Origin of the sequence: Roseobacter denitrificans OCh 114 (assembly GCF_000014045.1) — a bacterium.
GTDB classification, from domain to species: Bacteria; Pseudomonadota; Alphaproteobacteria; order Rhodobacterales; family Rhodobacteraceae; genus Roseobacter; species Roseobacter denitrificans.
The window spans coordinates 1,464,123-1,482,773 of sequence record NC_008209.1 but is presented as its reverse complement, the minus strand read 5'-3'; the positions used below and the strand labels follow the sequence as shown (position 1 = coordinate 1,482,773).

Below are 18,651 nucleotides of genomic sequence, written 5' to 3'. Positions count from 1 at the left end.
GCCATGTCGGACGCGTTGGAACCTTGGGAGCCGGAAGAAACCATCGGCAAGATCTGGCACCGCTGGGCCAGCCATTTTGACGCGCCCGAACCCACGCACCCGCAGGCGGCGGTCCATCTGGAAGATGAAACCGCCCGCCTTTCGGTGCTGTTTCGGGGCTTGGGCGGTGATCCATCCGTCGAAATCCGCCCCGTCATGGATGCGGCCAGCCATCACCGGCTGAGCTGGCGGCGCAGGCTGGGCACCTGGGTCGAGCACGCGCCCCAGGCCAGCTTTGACGGCGGTATCCTGCGCCTGCCGATCACCCTCGATCTGTTTGCCGACAGCGCGCTGAACCGCGGCCTTTATACGTGGCTGACGGTCTGCGCTGCCGGTGTGCGCGCCATCCCTGCGATCCCCGATGATCCGCTGGCCGCTGATCTGGCCTATCTGCATGTAGGGCAGGAAATGGCCCTGCGCGCGCTGACGCAATATCCCGGTTTCAAGACGCTGTTCGTGGCCTTAAAAGACGCGCATCTGGCCGCCCGCCCCCGCCGCACCGCCCTGCCCCGTGTCGAGGCCAGCGTTGAGAGGCTGGCGCGCTATGTTCTGGGTGAGGGCGACGCCCCGGACGCGCCACCGGGTGCCGCCCCGCGCAAATACCGCCCCCTGCGCCCTGTGCCACTTTGGCCCCGGTTGGTGCCCGGTGGTCCCAGTGCTTTTCAGGCCATGGATGACATGCCCGAAGAGGCCGAAACAGGCACCGAGGAAACGCTGGAAACGACCAAAAAGGGCAAACGCAAAACCGCCGATCAGACCGAACGGCGCGACAGCCTGATCCTGCATAAATTCGAAGCGATCCTGAGTTTTACCGACTTCCTGAACCTGAACCGCCGCACCGACGACGATGATCTGGAGGCAGCAAAAAAGGCCATGGATGACCTTGAGGAACTCTCCCTCACCGATATCTCCAAAGCGCCTGCCAGCAAATTCAAGCTGAACCTCGATCTGGCCCCGTCTGATGTGAACCGCGAGGCGATCTCGGGCAAACACACCTATGACGAATGGGATGTGCAAAGCCACAGCTACCTGCCCGATCACTGCCGGGTCTTTGCCTCGGAAACCGAACCCGCCGACGCGCCTGCCCCGCAGGATGCCGCCGCCAAACGCCGCATCCGCAATGTGCGCCGTCAGTTCGAAACCTTTCGCCCGCGTCCCGTCACGTTGAAAGCGCAGCCCGATGGGGACACGCTGGATTTGTCCGCCGTGATCCGCGCCCGCGCCGACATTGCTGCGACCGGGTCGGCCCATGATCGGCTCTGGTGTCAGACACGGCCCTCTTCGCGCAATCTGGCGGTATCCATCCTGATCGACACCTCGCGCAGCACCGAAAGTGCTGTGACCGGCCGCGCTGTGATCGACATCGAACGCGAGGCGCTGACCGCGCTGGCCTGGGGCCTGCATGCCTGCGGTGATCCGCTGGCGATCCACGCGTTTTCGTCATTGCGCCGCAACCGCGTCTATGTGGAGCGGTGCAAGGATTTTTCCGAACCGATGAGCCATGAGGTCGAATGCAAGCTGGCCAGCCTGCGCCCCGGGTTCTACACCCGTCTGGGGGCCGCGATCCGGCATGTATCGGCAGATCTGCAAACCACGCCGCAATCGGCCAAGCTGTTGCTAGTGCTGACGGACGGCAAACCCAACGACATCGACCACTACGAAGGGCGTCACGGCATCGAAGACACCCGCATGGCCGTGCGTGAGGCGCGGATGCGGGGCCAGTCCGTCTTTGGCATCACGGTCGATCCAAAAGGGCAGAGCTGGTTTCCCCGGCTGTTCGGCCCGGGCGGTTATGCGGTCATCGCGCAACCCGAACATCTGATCACCACGTTGCCGGCGCTTTACCGCCAACTCGTCGGGGATGGGGGGTGAGCACGCAAGTAAAGGGCCTGCCGGGCGAGGTCATGATGTGGGTGCTGATCTTCTCCGAACTCGCGGTGTTTGGCGCGGGGCTTGCGGCCTTCATGGGTGTGCGCCTGACCGACCCGGCGGGATTTGCCGCCGCGCAAGGCAATCTGATGATTGAACTGGCCGGAACGAATACGATCATCCTGATCACTTCGGGCCTGTTCGCCGCCCTTGCCTGTATCGCCACAACAACACGCGCCGCGCGCCTTTGGCTGTTGGCCGCCAGCCTGCTGGGCATGGTGTTTTTGTGGCTCAAGGGGATCGAATATGCCGCGAAATCTGCCGCCGGGATCACGTTTGAAACCCATGGGTTCTATACGTTTTACTACCTGCTCACCGGGTTTCACGCAGCACATGTGATCGCCGGTATCGTCATTCTGGCACTGGTCGGTTGGAGCGCGCACCCCCGCGTCATCCAGACCGGCGTTGCATTCTGGCATATGGTCGATCTGGTCTGGGTGCTGCTTTTTCCGGTCATCTACCTGCTATGACGCGCAGCACTCTGATCCGTGCATGGCTCGCACTTGCAGCCCTCACCGCCTTGGGCACAGCGCTGCATTTCAGCGCCCTGCCGCCCAAAATTGCCGGTGGTCTGATCCTGCTGAGCGCATGGCTCAAGGCCCGGCTGGTACTGCTGGATTATCTGGAACTGCGCGGCGTGCAAGGGTGGTCAGGGGGCATCTTGTTCGGGCTGTTCAGCTTTGTCGCATTGCTGCTGGCCCTGTTTCTGGCAGCCTAAAGCGTCATGCGAAAAACCCCGCTCACATAACGCTGCCTGAAATCAAGAATTTCAACGCGTTACGTGATACTTGGTGTTTCAGGTATTTCGTCGGATGCTCTAGGCCGCAGCCTTGACCGCATCTGCCAGAGGGTCGGGCAGATCGAATTCCGCCAAAACCCTCACACGTGCATCCGACGACATCTTGCGCGCGGTTTTAGCCACGATATCCAATACCTTGTCGTCCGGGTGTTTGGCCGCGAAGGGCGCAAAATACCACTTGAGGAAGGTAAAGCAGATTACATCCTCAAGCTGCTGCACTTCGGCGTCGCGTTTGATGCCCTCTTTGCGCAGCAGGACGCCCACACGCGCGCAAGAGTCCGCGTCGTAGCCTGCGTCTTTCATCAACCCGCCCAGACGCGCACCATGCGCTTTCCCCTGATCGCGCCGCCACTGCAGATATCCGGCACGGCCCTCGGGATACTCCGCCCGTTTGAGCATCCAGCGTTCGATATGCTGACCGCGCGCGGCGATGCGCAACACGTCGCTGGCCTGATCGCCAAACAAACGGTCCAGTTCAGAGGTCATGCGCAGCCCGTAAAGATAAGCCTCGGGTTGATCTACGCCAGCGTCATCAGGCTCCTGCACCGGATCGGCGCGATTGGCCGCATCAATTGCTTCCAATACAGCGTTCAGCTTTGCAGTCATTTTTCGCACTCCAGGATTCGGCCGGGTCTTCATCTGCATAATGGGCCAGCCGTTCGACTGACTCGATAATGGCATGATCTTTCTGGATCGTCACGCCATATGCCTTGAGACGCCGAAAGGCGCGGGACAGGGATTCCGGTTTCATGCCGAGCCAGGCGGCAATCAGCACTTTGTCATAAGGCAGGATCACGGTGCAGTTGCCGCTTTTATCCCCACAAAGCGAAATCAGGAAATCAGCGATGCGCTGCCCGCCCGTATGGGACTTCAGCTGCTCGACATGTTCCACCAGACAGCGGTTGCTTTCCATCGCACCGGCCAGCACTGACTGACACAGTACCATATCCCCGGACAGCGCCTGCGTCAGAACCTGTGCATCAATCTGCAACACGATGCCTTGCGACACGGCCTCGGCCCCGGCCACGAAGTTCTGATTTCCAAGCGCGGCTTCTTCTCCGAAACTGTCGGACTTGGTAAAGATACCAACGACGGCTTCGTTGCCGCAGGGCGTCATGCGGTAGGTTTTCACCCATCCTTCGAGAACCACAAAAAGGCTATGCGCTTCTTCGCCCTGCAGATACACGCATGCACCACGATCCAACTGTCTGACAGAAGATCTTTGCAGTAAACGCTCCAAATCCGGCGGGGGCACGTGCCGAAATATTGGGGCACGCCCCGCGATCTCAAACATGGTTCTCATTTCATTTCTTTCTATTGCTTCCAAAGCGAGGTGGCTAGCGACGCGTCGTCTGGCGATTCCCTTGAGAGTAGAAAAACGCCGTGCAATCTAACCTAAATGTTAACGAAAATGTGTCCTTGAGGAATCTCAAAAAACGCGCGCAGGTGTAAAAAATAATTTACAGTTCTGTGGTGCGCAGCGTTTACGATACGGGGCAATAGTGTAGTGTGAAATCAGTTTGAAAATCGTAGGACCGCCCCATGAATATCGCACTTCTGACCGACCAGGACCGTGAGGTGCTCAAGTCTTCCCTGCTGTGTTCCGCGATGAGCGATGCCGATCTTGCCAGCATCATCACGCGAGGAGGGGTCATCGAATACAGGCGGTCCGAATACCTGTTCGAACAGGGCGAACGTGCCGAGACGATTTATCTTATTCTGGAGGGCTGGGCACAGATTACCCGCGATGAGGTGGACGGTTCAAACACCCTCGTGGAAGCCTTTCACAAGGGCGATTGTCTGGCCGAGGCACCCGCACTGCTGGGCAAAGCCTATCCGGCGTCCTGTCAGGCCATGACTGACATGCGCGCCCTTGCCCTTGATGGTCCGAAGCTGCTGGATTTGATGCAAACCAACCGGACGGTTCTGACGCAGTCGTTGGCGGCACTGTTCCAGAAATTGCATGGGCTTGTGGATGATGTCGAATGGTTGAAATCCCGCACGATCCGGGAACGATTGGTGAGATTCCTGCTGCAGCAGTCGGAACATATCAATGATGGACAGGAATTCATGCTACCCTTCAGCAAGTCTCTGATCGCTGCCAAGATCGGAACGAGTCCGCAACAGCTCTCACGCACCTTCACGGAACTGAAAGAGCACGGTGTGACGACACGCGGCCAGAAAGCCACGATCCGGGAGCGGCGCGTTTTGCGGGCGATGATCCGAAGGCACTAGAGCGTATCACGTAACTCGTTGGAATCATTAATTTCAGACGGTATTTCGTACTTCATTTTTCTCGCATGACGCTCTAGGCGCGCAGGGCGAGTTCTGCTTCCGGGAAATGGCGCAGCATCGCGTCGGTCTCTGCCGCTGTCAGGCAACAGGCCGCCGTGGACAAGGCATCTGCAAGCGCTGCGCTTTCGTGGAACAGGCTGATCGTGTTCCAGTGCTGGGCAGACTTACCGCTGCGCGCGTCGATAATGTGACCCGCACCGTCCGGCAACAGCGTCCCGCGCGGTGAGGAGGTTGCAAGGGCGCGGTCACGCAGGCTGACCTCTTGCAAGATAACACCTGCCGGGTTTGAGATACCCACGCGCCACGCACCCCCGCCGGGTCGCCCACCCCATGCGCGCTGCTCGCCTGCATCCACGATCAGATCGACGAGACCGGCGCGGCGCAACAGGCCCGCGACGCGGTCGGTGATGTAGCCCTGCGCGATCCCGTTGAAGGTCAGCGCCATGCCCGGTCGCAGTGCAACCGCCTGCGATGAAAAGGTCAGATCGCTGAATGTCTGTGCGCGCGTGGCCGGAAGGCCACCCGCAGCGCGCGCGCGCCACAGTGGCTGGACGCTGGGGTCAAACGCGCCAAAAGATGCCTGCCAGACGCTCCGGGACAGGCTCAGAACTTCGAGCAGTTCCGGCGCAGGATGATCCAGACAGCCAGCCGCATTCAGGCGCGAGAGGTCGGAGTGGTTTTGATGAAGGCTGAAGATACCTTCAAGCCGTGCGATTTCATCGCGCACCTGCGCGAAGAGAGGGGCGGCTTCGGCGTCGCTTACCCCTGACAGGACGATCTGCGAGGAGGCACCAAGTGCCACCCCGTGCCAGCGCGCCGCCGGGGCCGCGGCCATCGCGCGCCCGGACATCCCCGCAAGCGGCAGGGCCGCCGCGATGTTCAGAAACCTGCGTCTTGAAAAGCCGTGCTGTGTCATCCGTTTTCCTCCTGCCCGAACATCAGGTCTACCGGCGCCAGAAAGGACTGTTCCGGCACCTCGTGTTTTTCGTAGATCGCTCCTCCATAGCGGCTGGCAAAGGCCAGAGCACGGGCGGGGTCCGAAAAGGGCACCAGTTCGGGCGCGCCCATACCTCCGGGTTTGTCCGACCCCACGACGTAATGCGCGTTTTGCGCCAGCATCCAGTTTTCCGCGCCCGGTCTGTCCCAGGACACAGTGGACATGTCATTGACATAGACGGCAGCGACATAGCCGTCCTGTTCGGCGCTGGCGAGGTAGGTGAAGGCATCGCGCACCTGCGCGAAAAAGATCGGATCGGGTACGCCGCTGAGGAAAATCTGCGCCTTGGGGCCGGGGTGTTCGGAGATATTCATCATGCAGTAATGCGCCACATTCTCGGCGGTCAGCGGCATCGGATCCGGCGCCTCGGCCAGCTCTTCCTTGCAGGCAATCAGGAGCAGCGCAGACAAAAGCAACAGTTTCTTCATGGAACCCTCCGTCCAAACACGAGGCGCGCCAGCGCCAGACCCAGCAGCGGCCATAGCAACAAGGACACCAGTGCCGCGCCCTGTGGCAGGGCCGCAACCGCAGCGCCCATGCCTGTCACCAGCGCCTGATCGGCAGAGGCCGTGACACTGAACAGGCGCAAGGCGTCCGCCGGGTTTGCCGCCAGCAGCCACGGAAACACCTGACGGCTGAACAGCCCGCCATCATCCCAGACCACAAGCGCGAGCAGCACCAGATCATAAAGCACCACAAGGACCAGCCAGATGAACCCCGCGCCCCCGGCGGCGGCGGCAACAGACCGGCTGAACCCCGATACGACATAGCCAAGCGCGATGAAGGCCGCCCCCAACAGGACCGCCCCCAGCATCAGACGCAGCAGCGCCAATCCACTGGACACACCCGCACCCCCCAGCGCAAAGGCCAGCGCCCCGGCAAGGCCAAAGCCAATGCCGACCGCGATGGCGAGGCCCAAAAGATGCGCAAGGAACTTGCCCGCCAGCAACACGCCGCGCGACACCGGATAGGTCAGCACCAAAGCCAGCGATCCGCGTTCGGCATCCCCCGCGATGGCCTCGAACGACATCAACAAAGCGACCAGCGGCACCAGATAAACCGCCAGAGTGGTCATCGAGGCCACGGAGACGGTCAGCAAATCAACACCCAATGCCCCGGACGTGGTCGCCCCGGATACGGTCAGCGCCAGCGCAAACACCGACAGCAGTGCCGTGGCAATGACCAGCCAGCGATTGCGGCGCAGGATGCGGAATTCCGTAGCGGCGATGGCGAAGAGAGCGCTCATGAAGCCTCCGCAGGTTTTGAATAGTATCGGTAGAGGTCCTCAAGCGAGGGCGGGATAATCTCAACATCCGCGACCTGCGCGCCCATGGCCGTGACATCGGCCAAACGGGCCATCTTTTGATCCGGGGTTACGTTGAATTCCACGCGCGCACCATTGATGCGCTGCCCGCCAAAACGGTCAAACAGCGCGGTGGCATCGGCCTGCGCGGACAGCCGGAACCGGATCGGCATATTGGCCCGCGCGAATAACTCTTGCAGCGGCGCATCCGCAACCAGTTGCCCGCCGCGCAGAATGGCGATGCGGTCGGTGCGCGCCTCGATTTCCGTAAGGGCGTGGCTTGCGATCATCACGCCAGTGCCCTGCGCGGCCAGCGCGTCGATCAGCGCATAGAGGTCATGGCGCGCGATGGGGTCAAGCCCGCTCGTCGGCTCATCCAGCAAGGCGAGCGCGGGTTTGCCCAGAAACACCTGCGCCATGCCCAGCCGTTGCCGCATGCCTTTTGAATAGGTGCCGATACGGCGTTCGGCGGCGTGTTCCAGCCCGACCCGTTCGAGCAGTGCGTCGGCCTCGCTGCGCTCCACGCGGGCGAGTTTAGCAAAGAGGCGCAGTTGTTCGCGCCCGGTCAGGGCCGGGTGAAACGATACCGCCTCGGGCAGATAGGCGACGGCGGCACGGGCTGCCGTGCTGCCGACCTCATGCCCTGCGATCAGGGCCGTGCCGCTGTCGATGGGCAGCAGGCCCAAGATAACCTTCATCAGCGTCGATTTGCCCGCGCCGTTGTGGCCCAGCAGTGCGACCCGTTCGCCGGCCCTGACGCTCAGCGACACATTGCCCACACCATCCGCGCCCTTGAAACGGCGGGTCAAACCACGCACATCCAGAACCACATCATCCCCCATAGGATTTCCCCCAATCCGGCACGGCGATCTCAACCGGGCGCATCAGCGGGGCGCTGTCCATGACACCACCCGGCGTCAACGCGGGAAAGGCCGATTGCGCCCATTGCACAAGCTGCACCGCAGGTGATCCGAGCAACAAGCGCGCGGCAGGCTGTTGCCAGAGCATCTGGTCAATGCTGTCGTTGGGCCGGTAGGTGCCATCGGCGATCCCGTTGCCATCCAGATCAGTCGCGACAAAATCAGACCAGTAATTGCCCCGCCCTTCCGCCGCCCAGTCCAGCCACTTGGTGGAGACATATTTGACCTGCGTGCGGTTGCCGACAAAAGCGTTGCCCGTCACATCATTGCGTTCGGAGCCGGCGGTGAAATGGATGCCGATGCCGCACCGCTCAAACCGATTGTCCACAATTTCGTTCTTATGCGCGTTATAGACAAAGAGGCATTTCTTGGCCCCATCCTGCACGTAATTGCCCCGCACCACGGAACGGTTGGTGAAGTTCAGCATCACGCCGTGATCCCGATCCCCGATGGAGACGTTATCCAGCACCCGCACTTTTTTCGAATACATCACCGCAAAGCCCAGATGGTTGCCCATCGACAGGTTACCGCTGACCTCGCTGTCATTGGCATACATGTAATGCACCGCAAAGCGCAGATCGCGGAACCGGTTGCCCCGGAACACATTGCGTTTTGAGGTATTGACGAAAATCCCGTCCCGCCCCCAGCGGATATCATTGCCCTCAATCACCGTGCCGGGCGCGTTCCAGACATAGATGCCATTGCCGCGCTGGTTCATCCGGTGGCCCTGACGGCCTTCGATCACATTGCGCGCAATCATCGCATCGCGCGCGCCGTGCACGTCGATCCCATAAAGGTTGCCCTGCAACAGATTGCCCTCGATCACTGCACCGGTGGCGGCCTTGGTCAGGGTGATGCCGGCGTCCTTGGTCTCGTGACTGTCACCGGAGCCGGTGAGGCGCAGGCCCTCGACCCGCACGCCCTCAGCATCGACCGTGAGGACCGTACCCTGCCCGCCCCCGTCCAGATGCACGCCCGGCCCGCCGATCACGGTCACAGGGTGCGCAAGGTGCACCGGGCCAACATACTGGCCCGGTGCGAGCCGCAACACCGCGCCCGGTGCTGTGGCGTCAACCAGTGGCTGCAAAGGCGTCCCGCTGGCAAACACAGGGCCTGCCAATGTCATCAAAAGGAACAGGAACGCCTTGAGCAACCGCATGGATCAGGTCGCCCTTGGTTCGACAAACATGCGGCCGCGCATCTCCATATGCAGCGCATGGCAGAACCACTGGCAGTAGTACCAATGCACGCCGGGGCGATCCGCAGTGAAGGTGATGGAGGCGGTCTGCTGCGGTCCCACTTCCATGGCCACACCGTGGTTGGACAGACAGAAGCCGTGGGTCACATCATCGATGTCATCAAGGTTGGTGACATAGACGGTAACCTCATCCCCCTGCTGCACGGTGAATTTCTCAAGGCTGAATTCCGGTGCGATGGAATACATGTAGACCCGCACCTTGTTGCCATCCCGGATCGGTTCGGGATGCCCGTCCTCAAGGCTGACCCCATCGGCTGCCGCCTGCTGGCGCGCCGCTTCCCAGCCCGGATCATCGCGGCTGTAGATGTTGACCGGGTTCACCTTGGAGGCATGCACGATGATACTGTCATGCGGCTCGGCAAAGGTCGGCCCATCATGCACCACCTTCATCTCATCCCCGGAGATATCGATCAGCTGCTCATTCTCCGGCTTCAGCGGCCCGGTATTGAGGAACCTGTCTTTCGAGAACTTGTTCATCGAAATGAGCCATTTGCCGTCGGCCTCTGCGGTTTCGCCCATGGAGGTGGAGTTATGCCCCGGCTGGTAATGCACATCGACCTTGGAGATGATCGGATCGACGTCTTCGCCGTTATAGGCCGCAATCGCCTTTTCCATGTTCCACTTGGCCACCTGGCTGTCGAGGAAGAGCGTGGTGAAACAGTTGCCCTTCCCATCAAACGCGGTGTGTAGCGGGCCAAGACCCAGTTCAGGTTCCGCAACGATGCAGGAGCGTGGGTCCGCACCCTCAAACACCGCATCCACCAGCGTCACGTCAATGACGGACACGGTCGGGGACAGCTTGCCGTTGATGACGATATGCTGCTTGTCGGGGGCAGCGTTACAGCCATGCGGGCTGTTGGGGATCGGGATGTAGCGGGTGAATTGCGAATTGGCCGCCTTGCGCCCGTCGAGCACCCGCACACCGTTCAGTATCTGGCCTTCGCCCGCCTCGACTGCCGCCTCAATCGCCGCGATGTTGAACACGACGCAGTGATCCGTTTCATTCGCGGTCATTTCGGCAAGGTTCATACCCATTTCCGAGTTATACGAGGTCGCAAAGGCATATTTGCCCTGATAATCCGCATCGCAGTTATCAAGGTTGCCGCTCACGATCACCTGCCAGGCGACTTTCATCTCATCACCGTCGATGGCGGTGAAGATATTCACATACTGATCCGGCTCATCCAGAATTTGCCCGTCATTGACCAGCGGCACTTCGTGTTCGCCATTGGCGAAGACATAGCCTGTGCGCGGGTATTTCTGAGGGCGCATGCCGTGGATATCCTGCGCATTCGGGATCTCGATGATCTTGTCGCATTTCATGATGTCACAGCGGATGCGCGCGACCCGCGTGTTGGCCTTGTCATTGGCAAAGATATAGCGCCCGTCATAGGTGCCATCGGTGAAGCTCATATGCGGGTGGTGCAAGTCGCCGTTGTCGTAGGTTTTCATGCCCCGCTTGGCGAGCATTTCCTTCGTTTCGGGCAGCAAGCCTTCGGTCAATACCTGAAGGCTTTCGTTGGTCTGACCCCATCCGGTGGCCGAACAGCGGTTGAACACCGGGATCCGCATCAGTTCGCGCATGGACGGAAAACCGAGAATTCGGATTTCGCCCGATTGGCCTGACGACCAGAACCCGTAATATTCGTCCAATTCTCCGGGGGCGAGGTTGAATGCGCCCGACGCCGCGTTCGCCTTGCCCGCACTGCCCAGCAGCCCGGCACCGCCCGCGGCTGCAAATGCAGCGCCCCCTGCGGTTGCACCCATCAACTGTCGGCGGTTGAGGCGCATTTGCGCTTTGCGTTCTTCTTCAGACATCGTTTTTCTCCTCTATTTTCAGGTTTTTTCCAAGACCCGTGGTTTTGTGGAAAACGCCTCCAGCGCTTCCGTGCCGGCACTTGCTTTGGCGCGGCGTTTAAGCTGTTTGATGATGACCGGGCATTTCGCGTCAGACTGGTAGAGCACCTGACAGTGCAGGCAGTTGACACATTCATTGGGGTTGATTTCGCCCGTCGGGTGGATCGCCTGCACCGGGCATTCATTGGCGCAGGTATGGCAAGGGTTGCCGCATTCGCGATAGCGTTTGAGCCAGTCAAACATGCGCATCCGCGCCGGGATCGCGAGCGCTGCGCCCAGCGGGCAGACATAACGGCAGTAAAACCGTTCGATGAACAACCCAATGAAGAGCATGCTCAGAGCAAAGACCACAAAGGGCCATTCACGCGCGAATTTCAGGATGATTGCGGTCTTGAACGGCTCGACCTCGGCCAGCGCTTCGGCGCGGGGGAGCGAGGCCAACGAGACCGCGAACAGCCCCAGAAAGATCATGTATTTCATGGGCCAGAGGCGTTCATGCAGCCCCCACGGCAGTTCAAACTGCGGGACCTTGACCGCCCGCGCGATCTTGTTCGAAAGTTCCTGCAGTGCGCCAAACGGGCAGAGCCAGCCGCAATAGGCCCCCCGGCCCCAGAACAGCAGCGCCGCTGCGATCGCGAACCACTGGATGAACACCAGCGGATCGAGCAGGAACGCATCCCAGCTAAAGCCGGACCGCAAGGCCCCACCAAGTGCCAGCAGGTTCACGACCGACAGTTGCGCGTTCGTCATCCAGCCCAGAAACAGCAGCGTGATCGTCAGAAAACCGATCCGCACCCAATAGAACACCCGCGCGTTTCTGGTGAATTGCTTCTGAAAGAAGAAAATCGCCGACAGGGTGAGCAGCATCGCGATCAGAACGCCGATCTCGACCTGTTTGTCGCGCCACACACGCTGCCACAGGGCGGTTTTGGCAGCCGCCTCATCCTCAACCGCCGGATGGACGACAGGGGCCTGTTTGATGAAGCGCTCGGGCAGTTGATAGCCCAGATCGACAGTCACGAAGGCTTTGGTTACGGCACCGGTCGCGCGTTGTACCAGCAACTGCAAGCGCCATGGCTCGGCCGGATCGAATTCGGCATCGACGGGGATCTTGAAGATATCAAGCTCGGTAAAGGCAGGCGCATCCGCAGGGTCCAACCGCCCCAGCCGCTTGTGATCACGGTCAAAAAAGCGCAGCGCGCGGTCGCCCTGAATAAGCTGAATGCGGTCAAAGATACCGCCCCGCACATAGCCCGATCCCTTGAACGAATATTTGCCGCGCCCGGTGACTAGGATCGCTTCTTCGCCCTCGTCCAGCCAGTCGGTCAGGTTGGCATATTCGGCCTCGCCCAGCAGGCTGCGCCCGATTTCGGGGATGCTGACCAATGCGGCGGTCATTTCAATGAAGGTATCTTCGGGTGCGCCGGGTTCCGGGCGGGCTGCGGCCTTTTCATCGCCACCCTGTTCAAAGGCGCGGTTCACCTGCCCCACATCCAGCGCCAGCGTGCGCACAGAGCCATCACCCGTCAGCGTCATCCAGTCGGCAGTCGCCGTGCTGCTGCGGTCGATTTCACGCTTGGGCAACGCGACCTCTACCGACAATCCGCCCAGCGACAGCATCCGCGCCACCTTGATCCCGGCGCGCACGATGCTGTCATCGATCACCATGATCGTGACGGTCGCCCCCGAGATGATATCAAGGTCATGCCCCGCGCCACCGGCTTGCACTTCGGCCTTGAGGTCGAGGCCACGATACCCTTCGGTCACAGCCTTTACCTTGCTGTCCGGGATGCCGATCAGGACAATCGGTTCGGAGTGTTTGACCAGATGCGCCGCCATGACGTTGGCATCGAGGTCGATCGCGGCAACCACGTGGATCGGCTTGCCTGAATACCCCGTCGTGCCAACAAAATCCGAGGTCAGGAAAACATATCCCAACGTCTCGCCACCGCGTAGAATCGGGGCCACTTTGGTATCAGGATCAATCGCGCCAAAACCATCGGCATCAGCCGCAAAATCGGTGGCCGCAAGATCGGGCAGGAAACTGGCAAGCGTCTCGGCAGACGCTGTGCGTGCAGCGCCAAGCACACCCAAAAGTAGAAGTGCACAGATCAGGATCAAGTTGCGGGCTAATTGCATGTCGACGGCTCCCCGCCCGACATTCCGGCACTGCGACGCAGCACACCTTGACTTTCGTCAAGATGCGGCCGTTTCAGCGTAAATTCACCATTGGTATTTTCCCGCGCTGCGGCTTCGGACCCCGCACGACAGGGCAGGTACAAACCCGATCAACCCCGGGTTCGGGGCGGCAATACCCCAAAAACACCACGGCGCAGATCCGCAAAGACATCCGGCCTTGTGATCACAAGCGTGCCAGACAAAGCGCACCCAGTTCAACCGCCGCCAGTCACTGGCATTAAGACAATTGGATTGTTGACTGAATGCGCACAATACGTGCAAAGTATCGGCATTTGATAATGGTTAATAAAGGATTAACATAATGGCGACTCCCACAGAATGGCTCAGCGCATTTCAGGTAAACACGGGGACAGCGGCGACTGGAACCCAAGACGCCCCCCAGATCATCGGGTTGAACAACGGCCATTTCGTTGTTGCATGGGTTGAATCGGCAAGCGGTGCGGTCGCGACAGCCGCAGGAACCGATATCGTTGCCAAGATATATGACGCCGAAGGTAACGTCGTGCGCGATTCCTTCCGGCTGAACTCGGACCGGAATTTCGACGATGAAGGCGATTTCGACCTGACAGCCACCCACGATGGCTTCGCGATGACCTACGTTGACGATTCCATCAGCAACGCGAACCAGACCACCGTCTACTACGAACGGTTCGACTTTGACGGGACGCCACAGGTCGGCACGGGCACGGCATTTACGATTGCCGATGAAAACGTCGCGGCAGACTTCCTGCGCAACCCGCAAATCGCCGCAAACCTGATCGCTGCGAATGACGACGTGCTGGTGGCGTATGATGACCAGGTCGGCACGGGTGATACAGATGTAAACGGCAAGGTAATTGACCAAGCGGGAGTGCTTGGCGCGGAATTCGGCGTCGGTTCCAACAGCTCGGGCGTCAACAGCCTTGGCGATATCGCGGTCCTCAGCAACGGTAACTTCGTAGCTGTCTACGAGGAAGAGGACTCTGTCACCGGCATTGAATTCCGGATCTTGACACCTGCAGGCACACTTATCAGCAATGTAAACGTCACGGACGCTTTCGGCAGCGGCACGCCTGCCTCTGACCCTGCGGTGACGGCGCTTGCAGGGGGCGGTTTCGTCGCCACCTGGGTTGAAGGCAGCGATATCTTTATCCGGGGTTATTCGAACTCCGGCAACTCGCTCTATGCCGAAACAAAAGCGGTCGCGACACCGAATCCGAACGAGCCTGTTGTCGTGGCGCTTCCGGATGGAGATTTCGTGCTCTTTTGGGACGATGACTCTGCCAATAACCTCCAGGCACAACGGTTCAACGCGGACGGCACGACGGATGGCGGGCCTTTTGTGGTATCAGGCCCCGGCAGAGATCCGGAAATCGGCGTCACGGGAGACGGGCGTATCCTATTCACATGGGAAAATGTCTCCACCGGTGAGATTTTTGCGTCGATCTGGGATCCGCGCGGCACGACGATTGATCCGGATGACTACAACACCGAGCTTGCCCATATTCTGAATTCGAACGTGATCACCACCGGCACCGGAAATACCACCGTTCTCGCGGCCTCCGACAGTGAGGATTACTTCGTCTTTGGCCAGGGCGGCAATGACACTATCAATTCGAACGGTTTTGGCGAATACCTTGGCGGTGCGGGCAATGACACCATCCGGGCCGGGGCCGGGACAAACGGTACGGGTCGCTCCGAACTGCTCGACGGCGGCGTGGGCACCGACACCCTCGACCTCACGGGTCAGGCGGGCGCCTATGACATCAACCTCGCAACTGGCGTGACCACGTTCAACGGCGCGGTGGTGACCGAGGAAAGCTTCATCAACTTCGAGAATGTGAATACGGGCTCCGGAGATAACACGATTGTCGGCACTTCAGGCGCAAATGTGATCGACGGCGGCGCGGGCAATGACGACATTAATGGCGGTGGCGGCAACGACACGATCTTTGGCGGTGACGGCAACGACGTAATCGATGGCGGCTTTGGCACCGATGATGTCTTTGGCGGCGCGGGCGATGACCTTTTGTTGCTGGTGTCGGGCGCAGGGTCGGACAATTTCGACGGCGGTGCGGGTACCGACACGGTGGATTTCACAGGCGTCAACCTTGACACTACTATCGATCTGGATGCGGGCATTTGGAACTTCACGGGTTTCGCGCCCAACTTTGACATGATTGATGTAGAGAATGTGATCCTCTCTGGCGGCGATGACGTCGTGACCGGGTCTTCCGCAGCCAACGTCATTACCACTGGCGGCGGCAACGATACGATTGATGGCGGCGCCGGGGACGATACGATCTTTGCCGGGGCCGGGAATGATACGGTATTCAACGCGAACTTCAGCGGCGCCAATACGGTGTTTGGCGGCGACGGCGATGACACCATCACCTCCTCCGGCGAAGATACGGTCTTCGGCGAGGCCGGGGACGACACGATCTTTGCCGGGCTCGGGGTGTTAGAAAACTTGGACGGCGGCGACGGCGAGGATACGTTGAACACCACGCTCTTCAACGGTGCATATGTCGTCAACCTCGCGACCGGTCTGACAAATTTCGCAGGCGAAGTCTTCACCAACTTCGAGAATATCATTTCCGGCAACGGCAGTGATGAGCTTTTCGGCACGGCAGGCGAGAATGAGATGACCGGCGGTGGCGGTAACGACCGGATCCTCGGCTTTGATGGCGATGATGACCTGTTTGGCGGTTTGGGCAATGACATCCTGAACGGCGGCAATGGCAATGATGACCTCGAAGGCGGCGACGGCAACGACATCATGTATGGCGGTGCCGGCAATGACGAAATGGAAGGAGGCGACGGTGACGATCTGCTGATCGGTAATGACGGCAATGATCGGATGGAAGGCGGCCTGGGCAATGACATGTTCCGCGGCGGCACCGGGGTCGATATTATCGACGGCGACGAAGGCGACGACGAAGCCTTTGGCGGCGACGGCAACGACATCCTGCGTGGTGGCGATGGCAATGACCTGATGGACGGCAGCGCCGGCGACGACTCCATTCAGGGCGGGGAGGGCGATGACATCCTTGTAGGTCAGATCGGCAGCGACATTCTGCAGGGCGACAACGGTGCAGATGAGTTGCGCGGCGGCGGCGGTAATGACGTACTGAATGGCGGAACGGGCAACGACACGCTGTTTGGTGGCGCCAATGAGGACACGTTGTTTGGCGGGACTGGCGATGACTTCCTGCAGGGCAACCAGCAGGACGATGATCTCTTTGGCCAGTCCGGCAATGACCGCTTGTTCGGTGGCGATGGTTTTGACTTCTTGGATGGCGGCATCGGAGATGACCGGCTTGAGGGCAACAACGGGCGCGATACGCTGGTGGGCGGCACGGGCGCGGATATCCTCATCGGCGGGGCCTTGGGCGACACGTTCCGGTTCAACAGTGTGGCGGATTCCAACCTTGCCAGCAGAGACACGATTGTCGGCATCGATGGCATCGGCGTGGCCAATGGCGACGTGATCGACGTCTCCGCCATCGACGCGGACACCACTGTCGGTGGCAATCAGGCCTTCACCTTCCTCGGGTTGCAGACGACCGCATCGGCCCTGTCCTTTGGCGCAGGCGCGCTTTGGGTCGAGAACGCGGGCGGGCCGACACTCCTGTTCGGGAACATCGACAACGACGCCACGATCGAGTTCGCCGTCCAGATCAACGACGGTGCGGGCACCTCGGCGGCAGATTACACCTTGGGTGACTTCATCGTCTGAAGCACGCCCTTGACCTGAAAAACCACCACGCGCCGCTCAACACAGAGCCCGCGTGGTGGGCACCAAAGGCCCTAGAGTTCGAGAAAGAACAGGCTGATCGAAGGAACCAGCGCCAACAGGACCAGGACGCAGCAGGTTACGATGAAAAAGGGCACGGCCACGCGGAAGACCTTGAGCGGACTGACCCGCGCCACGGAGGCAGCCACATAAAGACCGATCCCCACCGGGGGCGATAAAAGCCCCAGTATCAGGTTGATCGACACCACGACCCCGAAATGCACTGGATGGATGCCATAGACTTCGGTCGCGATGGGCAGCAGGATGGGCACCACCATGATCAGCCCGGGTATCCCGTCGATCACCGTACCGACCAGCAGCAGCATGACCAGCACCAGCAACATGAAACCCGCAGGCGACGTGGCCACGGTTTCTATCCACGCCGCTGCCGCCTGTGGCACCTGCCCGAACACCAGAACCCATGAAAACACCCCTGCCGCCGCCACCAGAAACAGCACCAGCGCCGAATTGATGCCCGTGCGCAGCAGGATCTTGGGCAGGTCCGACAGCTTCAGCGTCCGGGTGATGAAACCCAGCAGCGCCGCACACAGCGCGCCAAGTGCTGCCGCCTCGGTGGGGGAACCGAAACCGCCCATAATGGTGCCGATGATCACGGCGGGGATCGACAGCATCGGCAAGGCCTTGCGCACCGCCACCCACCGGTCGGGCCAAGTGACCTTTTGCCCCCTCGGATAGCTGTGCCAGATGCCCAGAAAGGCAATCGTGCCAATAAACAGGGCCGTCAGGATCAAACCCGGAAGGATGCCTGCGACCAACATATCGCGCACCGCCACCTGCGCGAGCACCGCATAAACCACAAAGACGATGGACGGCGGGATGATCGGCCCCAGCAATCCACCAAAGGCGGTGACCGCGGTGGCAAATTCGCGTTTGTAGCCTTCCTTTTCCATTTCGGGCACCATGACCTGCGACATCATCGCGATCTGCGCCGTGGCCGACCCGAGGATCGAGGCCACCATCATATTGGCAATCAGGTTGATATAGGCCAGCCCGCCCCGGACCGCACCAATAAAGGTCGCGGCCAGCCGGACAAGGCGTTGGGTAATACCCGCCCCGTTCATCAACTCTCCGATCAGAATGAAGAGCGGGATCGCCAAGAGACCAAAGTTGTTCAGCGCGCTGAACATTTGCAAGCCGTAGCTGTTCAAAAGCAGGCCGTTGCCCGTCCATAGAATGAACACGACCGCCGCAAGCGACAACACGATGCCGATGGGCACGCCGATGACCAGCAGGACAAAAAAGGCGGCTCCAGTCACGCG

The 18,651-nt window shown here is 60.4% G+C and carries 15 protein-coding genes; 5 read left to right on the top strand and 10 right to left on the bottom strand.

Going from position 1 to position 18,651, the window contains the following annotated elements; all coding sequences use genetic code 11:
- Positions 1 to 3 precede the first annotated feature (3 nt).
- Genes RD1_RS07200 through RD1_RS07190 form a run of 3 tightly spaced genes read left to right on the top strand, consistent with a single transcriptional unit; the run spans position 4 to position 2,686 of the window.
- Complete coding sequence (locus RD1_RS07200; RefSeq protein WP_011567807.1) at positions 4 to 1,911, top strand: nitric oxide reductase activation protein NorD; 1,908 nt, start codon at positions 4 to 6, stop codon at positions 1,909 to 1,911.
- 35 nt (positions 1,912 to 1,946) lie between these two features.
- On the top strand, positions 1,947 to 2,438 hold the full coding sequence (locus RD1_RS07195; RefSeq protein WP_050759125.1) for a cytochrome c oxidase subunit 3: 492 nt from the start codon (positions 1,947 to 1,949) through the stop codon (positions 2,436 to 2,438).
- Positions 2,435 to 2,686: a cytochrome C oxidase subunit IV family protein gene (locus RD1_RS07190; protein ID WP_011567805.1), complete on the top strand. Its 252-nt coding sequence runs from the start codon at positions 2,435 to 2,437 to the stop codon at positions 2,684 to 2,686. Before RD1_RS07195 ends, RD1_RS07190 begins: the two co-directional genes overlap by 4 nt.
- Before the next feature lie 99 nt (positions 2,687 to 2,785).
- On the opposite strand, the gene RD1_RS07185 is transcribed toward RD1_RS07190, so the two are convergent.
- Positions 2,786 to 3,373 carry a DUF4202 domain-containing protein gene (locus tag RD1_RS07185; RefSeq protein WP_011567804.1) on the bottom strand — a complete coding sequence of 196 codons (588 nt, stop codon included), beginning with the start codon at positions 3,371 to 3,373 and terminating at the stop codon, positions 2,786 to 2,788.
- Positions 3,336 to 3,953: a Crp/Fnr family transcriptional regulator gene (locus RD1_RS07180; RefSeq protein WP_245897224.1), complete on the bottom strand. Its 618-nt coding sequence runs from the start codon at positions 3,951 to 3,953 to the stop codon at positions 3,336 to 3,338. Before RD1_RS07180 ends, RD1_RS07185 begins: the two co-directional genes overlap by 38 nt.
- A gap of 356 nt (positions 3,954 to 4,309) precedes the next feature.
- Between RD1_RS07180 and RD1_RS07175 the strand changes: the two genes are divergently transcribed.
- Positions 4,310 to 5,002, top strand: a complete 693-nt coding sequence (locus RD1_RS07175) for a Crp/Fnr family transcriptional regulator (RefSeq protein WP_011567802.1) — start codon at positions 4,310 to 4,312, stop codon at positions 5,000 to 5,002.
- A 73-nt stretch (positions 5,003 to 5,075) separates the two neighbouring features.
- On the opposite strand, the gene RD1_RS07170 is transcribed toward RD1_RS07175, so the two are convergent.
- Genes RD1_RS07170 through RD1_RS07140 form a run of 7 tightly spaced genes read right to left on the bottom strand, consistent with a single transcriptional unit; the run spans position 5,076 to position 13,536 of the window.
- A complete protein-coding gene (locus RD1_RS07170) occupies positions 5,076 to 5,978 on the bottom strand; it encodes an FAD:protein FMN transferase (RefSeq protein WP_011567801.1) in 903 nt (300 codons plus the stop codon).
- Positions 5,975 to 6,487: a nitrous oxide reductase accessory protein NosL gene (locus RD1_RS07165; RefSeq protein WP_011567800.1), complete on the bottom strand. Its 513-nt coding sequence runs from the start codon at positions 6,485 to 6,487 to the stop codon at positions 5,975 to 5,977. Before RD1_RS07165 ends, RD1_RS07170 begins: the two co-directional genes overlap by 4 nt.
- Positions 6,484 to 7,305, bottom strand: a complete 822-nt coding sequence (locus RD1_RS07160; RefSeq protein WP_011567799.1) for an ABC transporter permease — start codon at positions 7,303 to 7,305, stop codon at positions 6,484 to 6,486. The genes RD1_RS07165 and RD1_RS07160 overlap by 4 nt, the downstream gene beginning before the upstream one ends.
- Positions 7,302 to 8,204 carry an ABC transporter ATP-binding protein gene (locus RD1_RS07155; RefSeq protein ID WP_011567798.1) on the bottom strand — a complete coding sequence of 301 codons (903 nt, stop codon included), beginning with the start codon at positions 8,202 to 8,204 and terminating at the stop codon, positions 7,302 to 7,304. Before RD1_RS07155 ends, RD1_RS07160 begins: the two co-directional genes overlap by 4 nt.
- On the bottom strand, positions 8,194 to 9,441 hold the full coding sequence (locus RD1_RS07150) for a nitrous oxide reductase family maturation protein NosD (RefSeq protein ID WP_011567797.1): 1,248 nt from the start codon (positions 9,439 to 9,441) through the stop codon (positions 8,194 to 8,196). The genes RD1_RS07155 and RD1_RS07150 overlap by 11 nt, the downstream gene beginning before the upstream one ends.
- 3 nt (positions 9,442 to 9,444) lie before the next feature.
- Positions 9,445 to 11,358 (bottom strand): TAT-dependent nitrous-oxide reductase, encoded by a 1,914-nt coding sequence (nosZ, locus tag RD1_RS07145; protein WP_011567796.1) that lies wholly within the window; start codon positions 11,356 to 11,358, stop codon positions 9,445 to 9,447.
- An 18-nt stretch (positions 11,359 to 11,376) separates the two neighbouring features.
- Entirely contained in the window at positions 11,377 to 13,536 is a 2,160-nt protein-coding gene (locus RD1_RS07140) for a NosR/NirI family protein (protein ID WP_011567795.1), read from the bottom strand.
- Between the two features lie 361 nt (positions 13,537 to 13,897).
- On the opposite strand from RD1_RS07140, the gene RD1_RS07135 reads away from it, so the two are divergent.
- Entirely contained in the window at positions 13,898 to 17,314 is a 3,417-nt protein-coding gene (locus RD1_RS07135) for a calcium-binding protein (protein WP_011567793.1), read from the top strand.
- A 71-nt stretch (positions 17,315 to 17,385) separates the two neighbouring features.
- On the opposite strand, the gene RD1_RS07130 is transcribed toward RD1_RS07135, so the two are convergent.
- On the bottom strand, positions 17,386 to 18,648 hold the full coding sequence (locus RD1_RS07130) for a TRAP transporter large permease (RefSeq protein ID WP_011567792.1): 1,263 nt from the start codon (positions 18,646 to 18,648) through the stop codon (positions 17,386 to 17,388).
- Between the last annotated feature and the right edge of the window lie 3 nt (positions 18,649 to 18,651).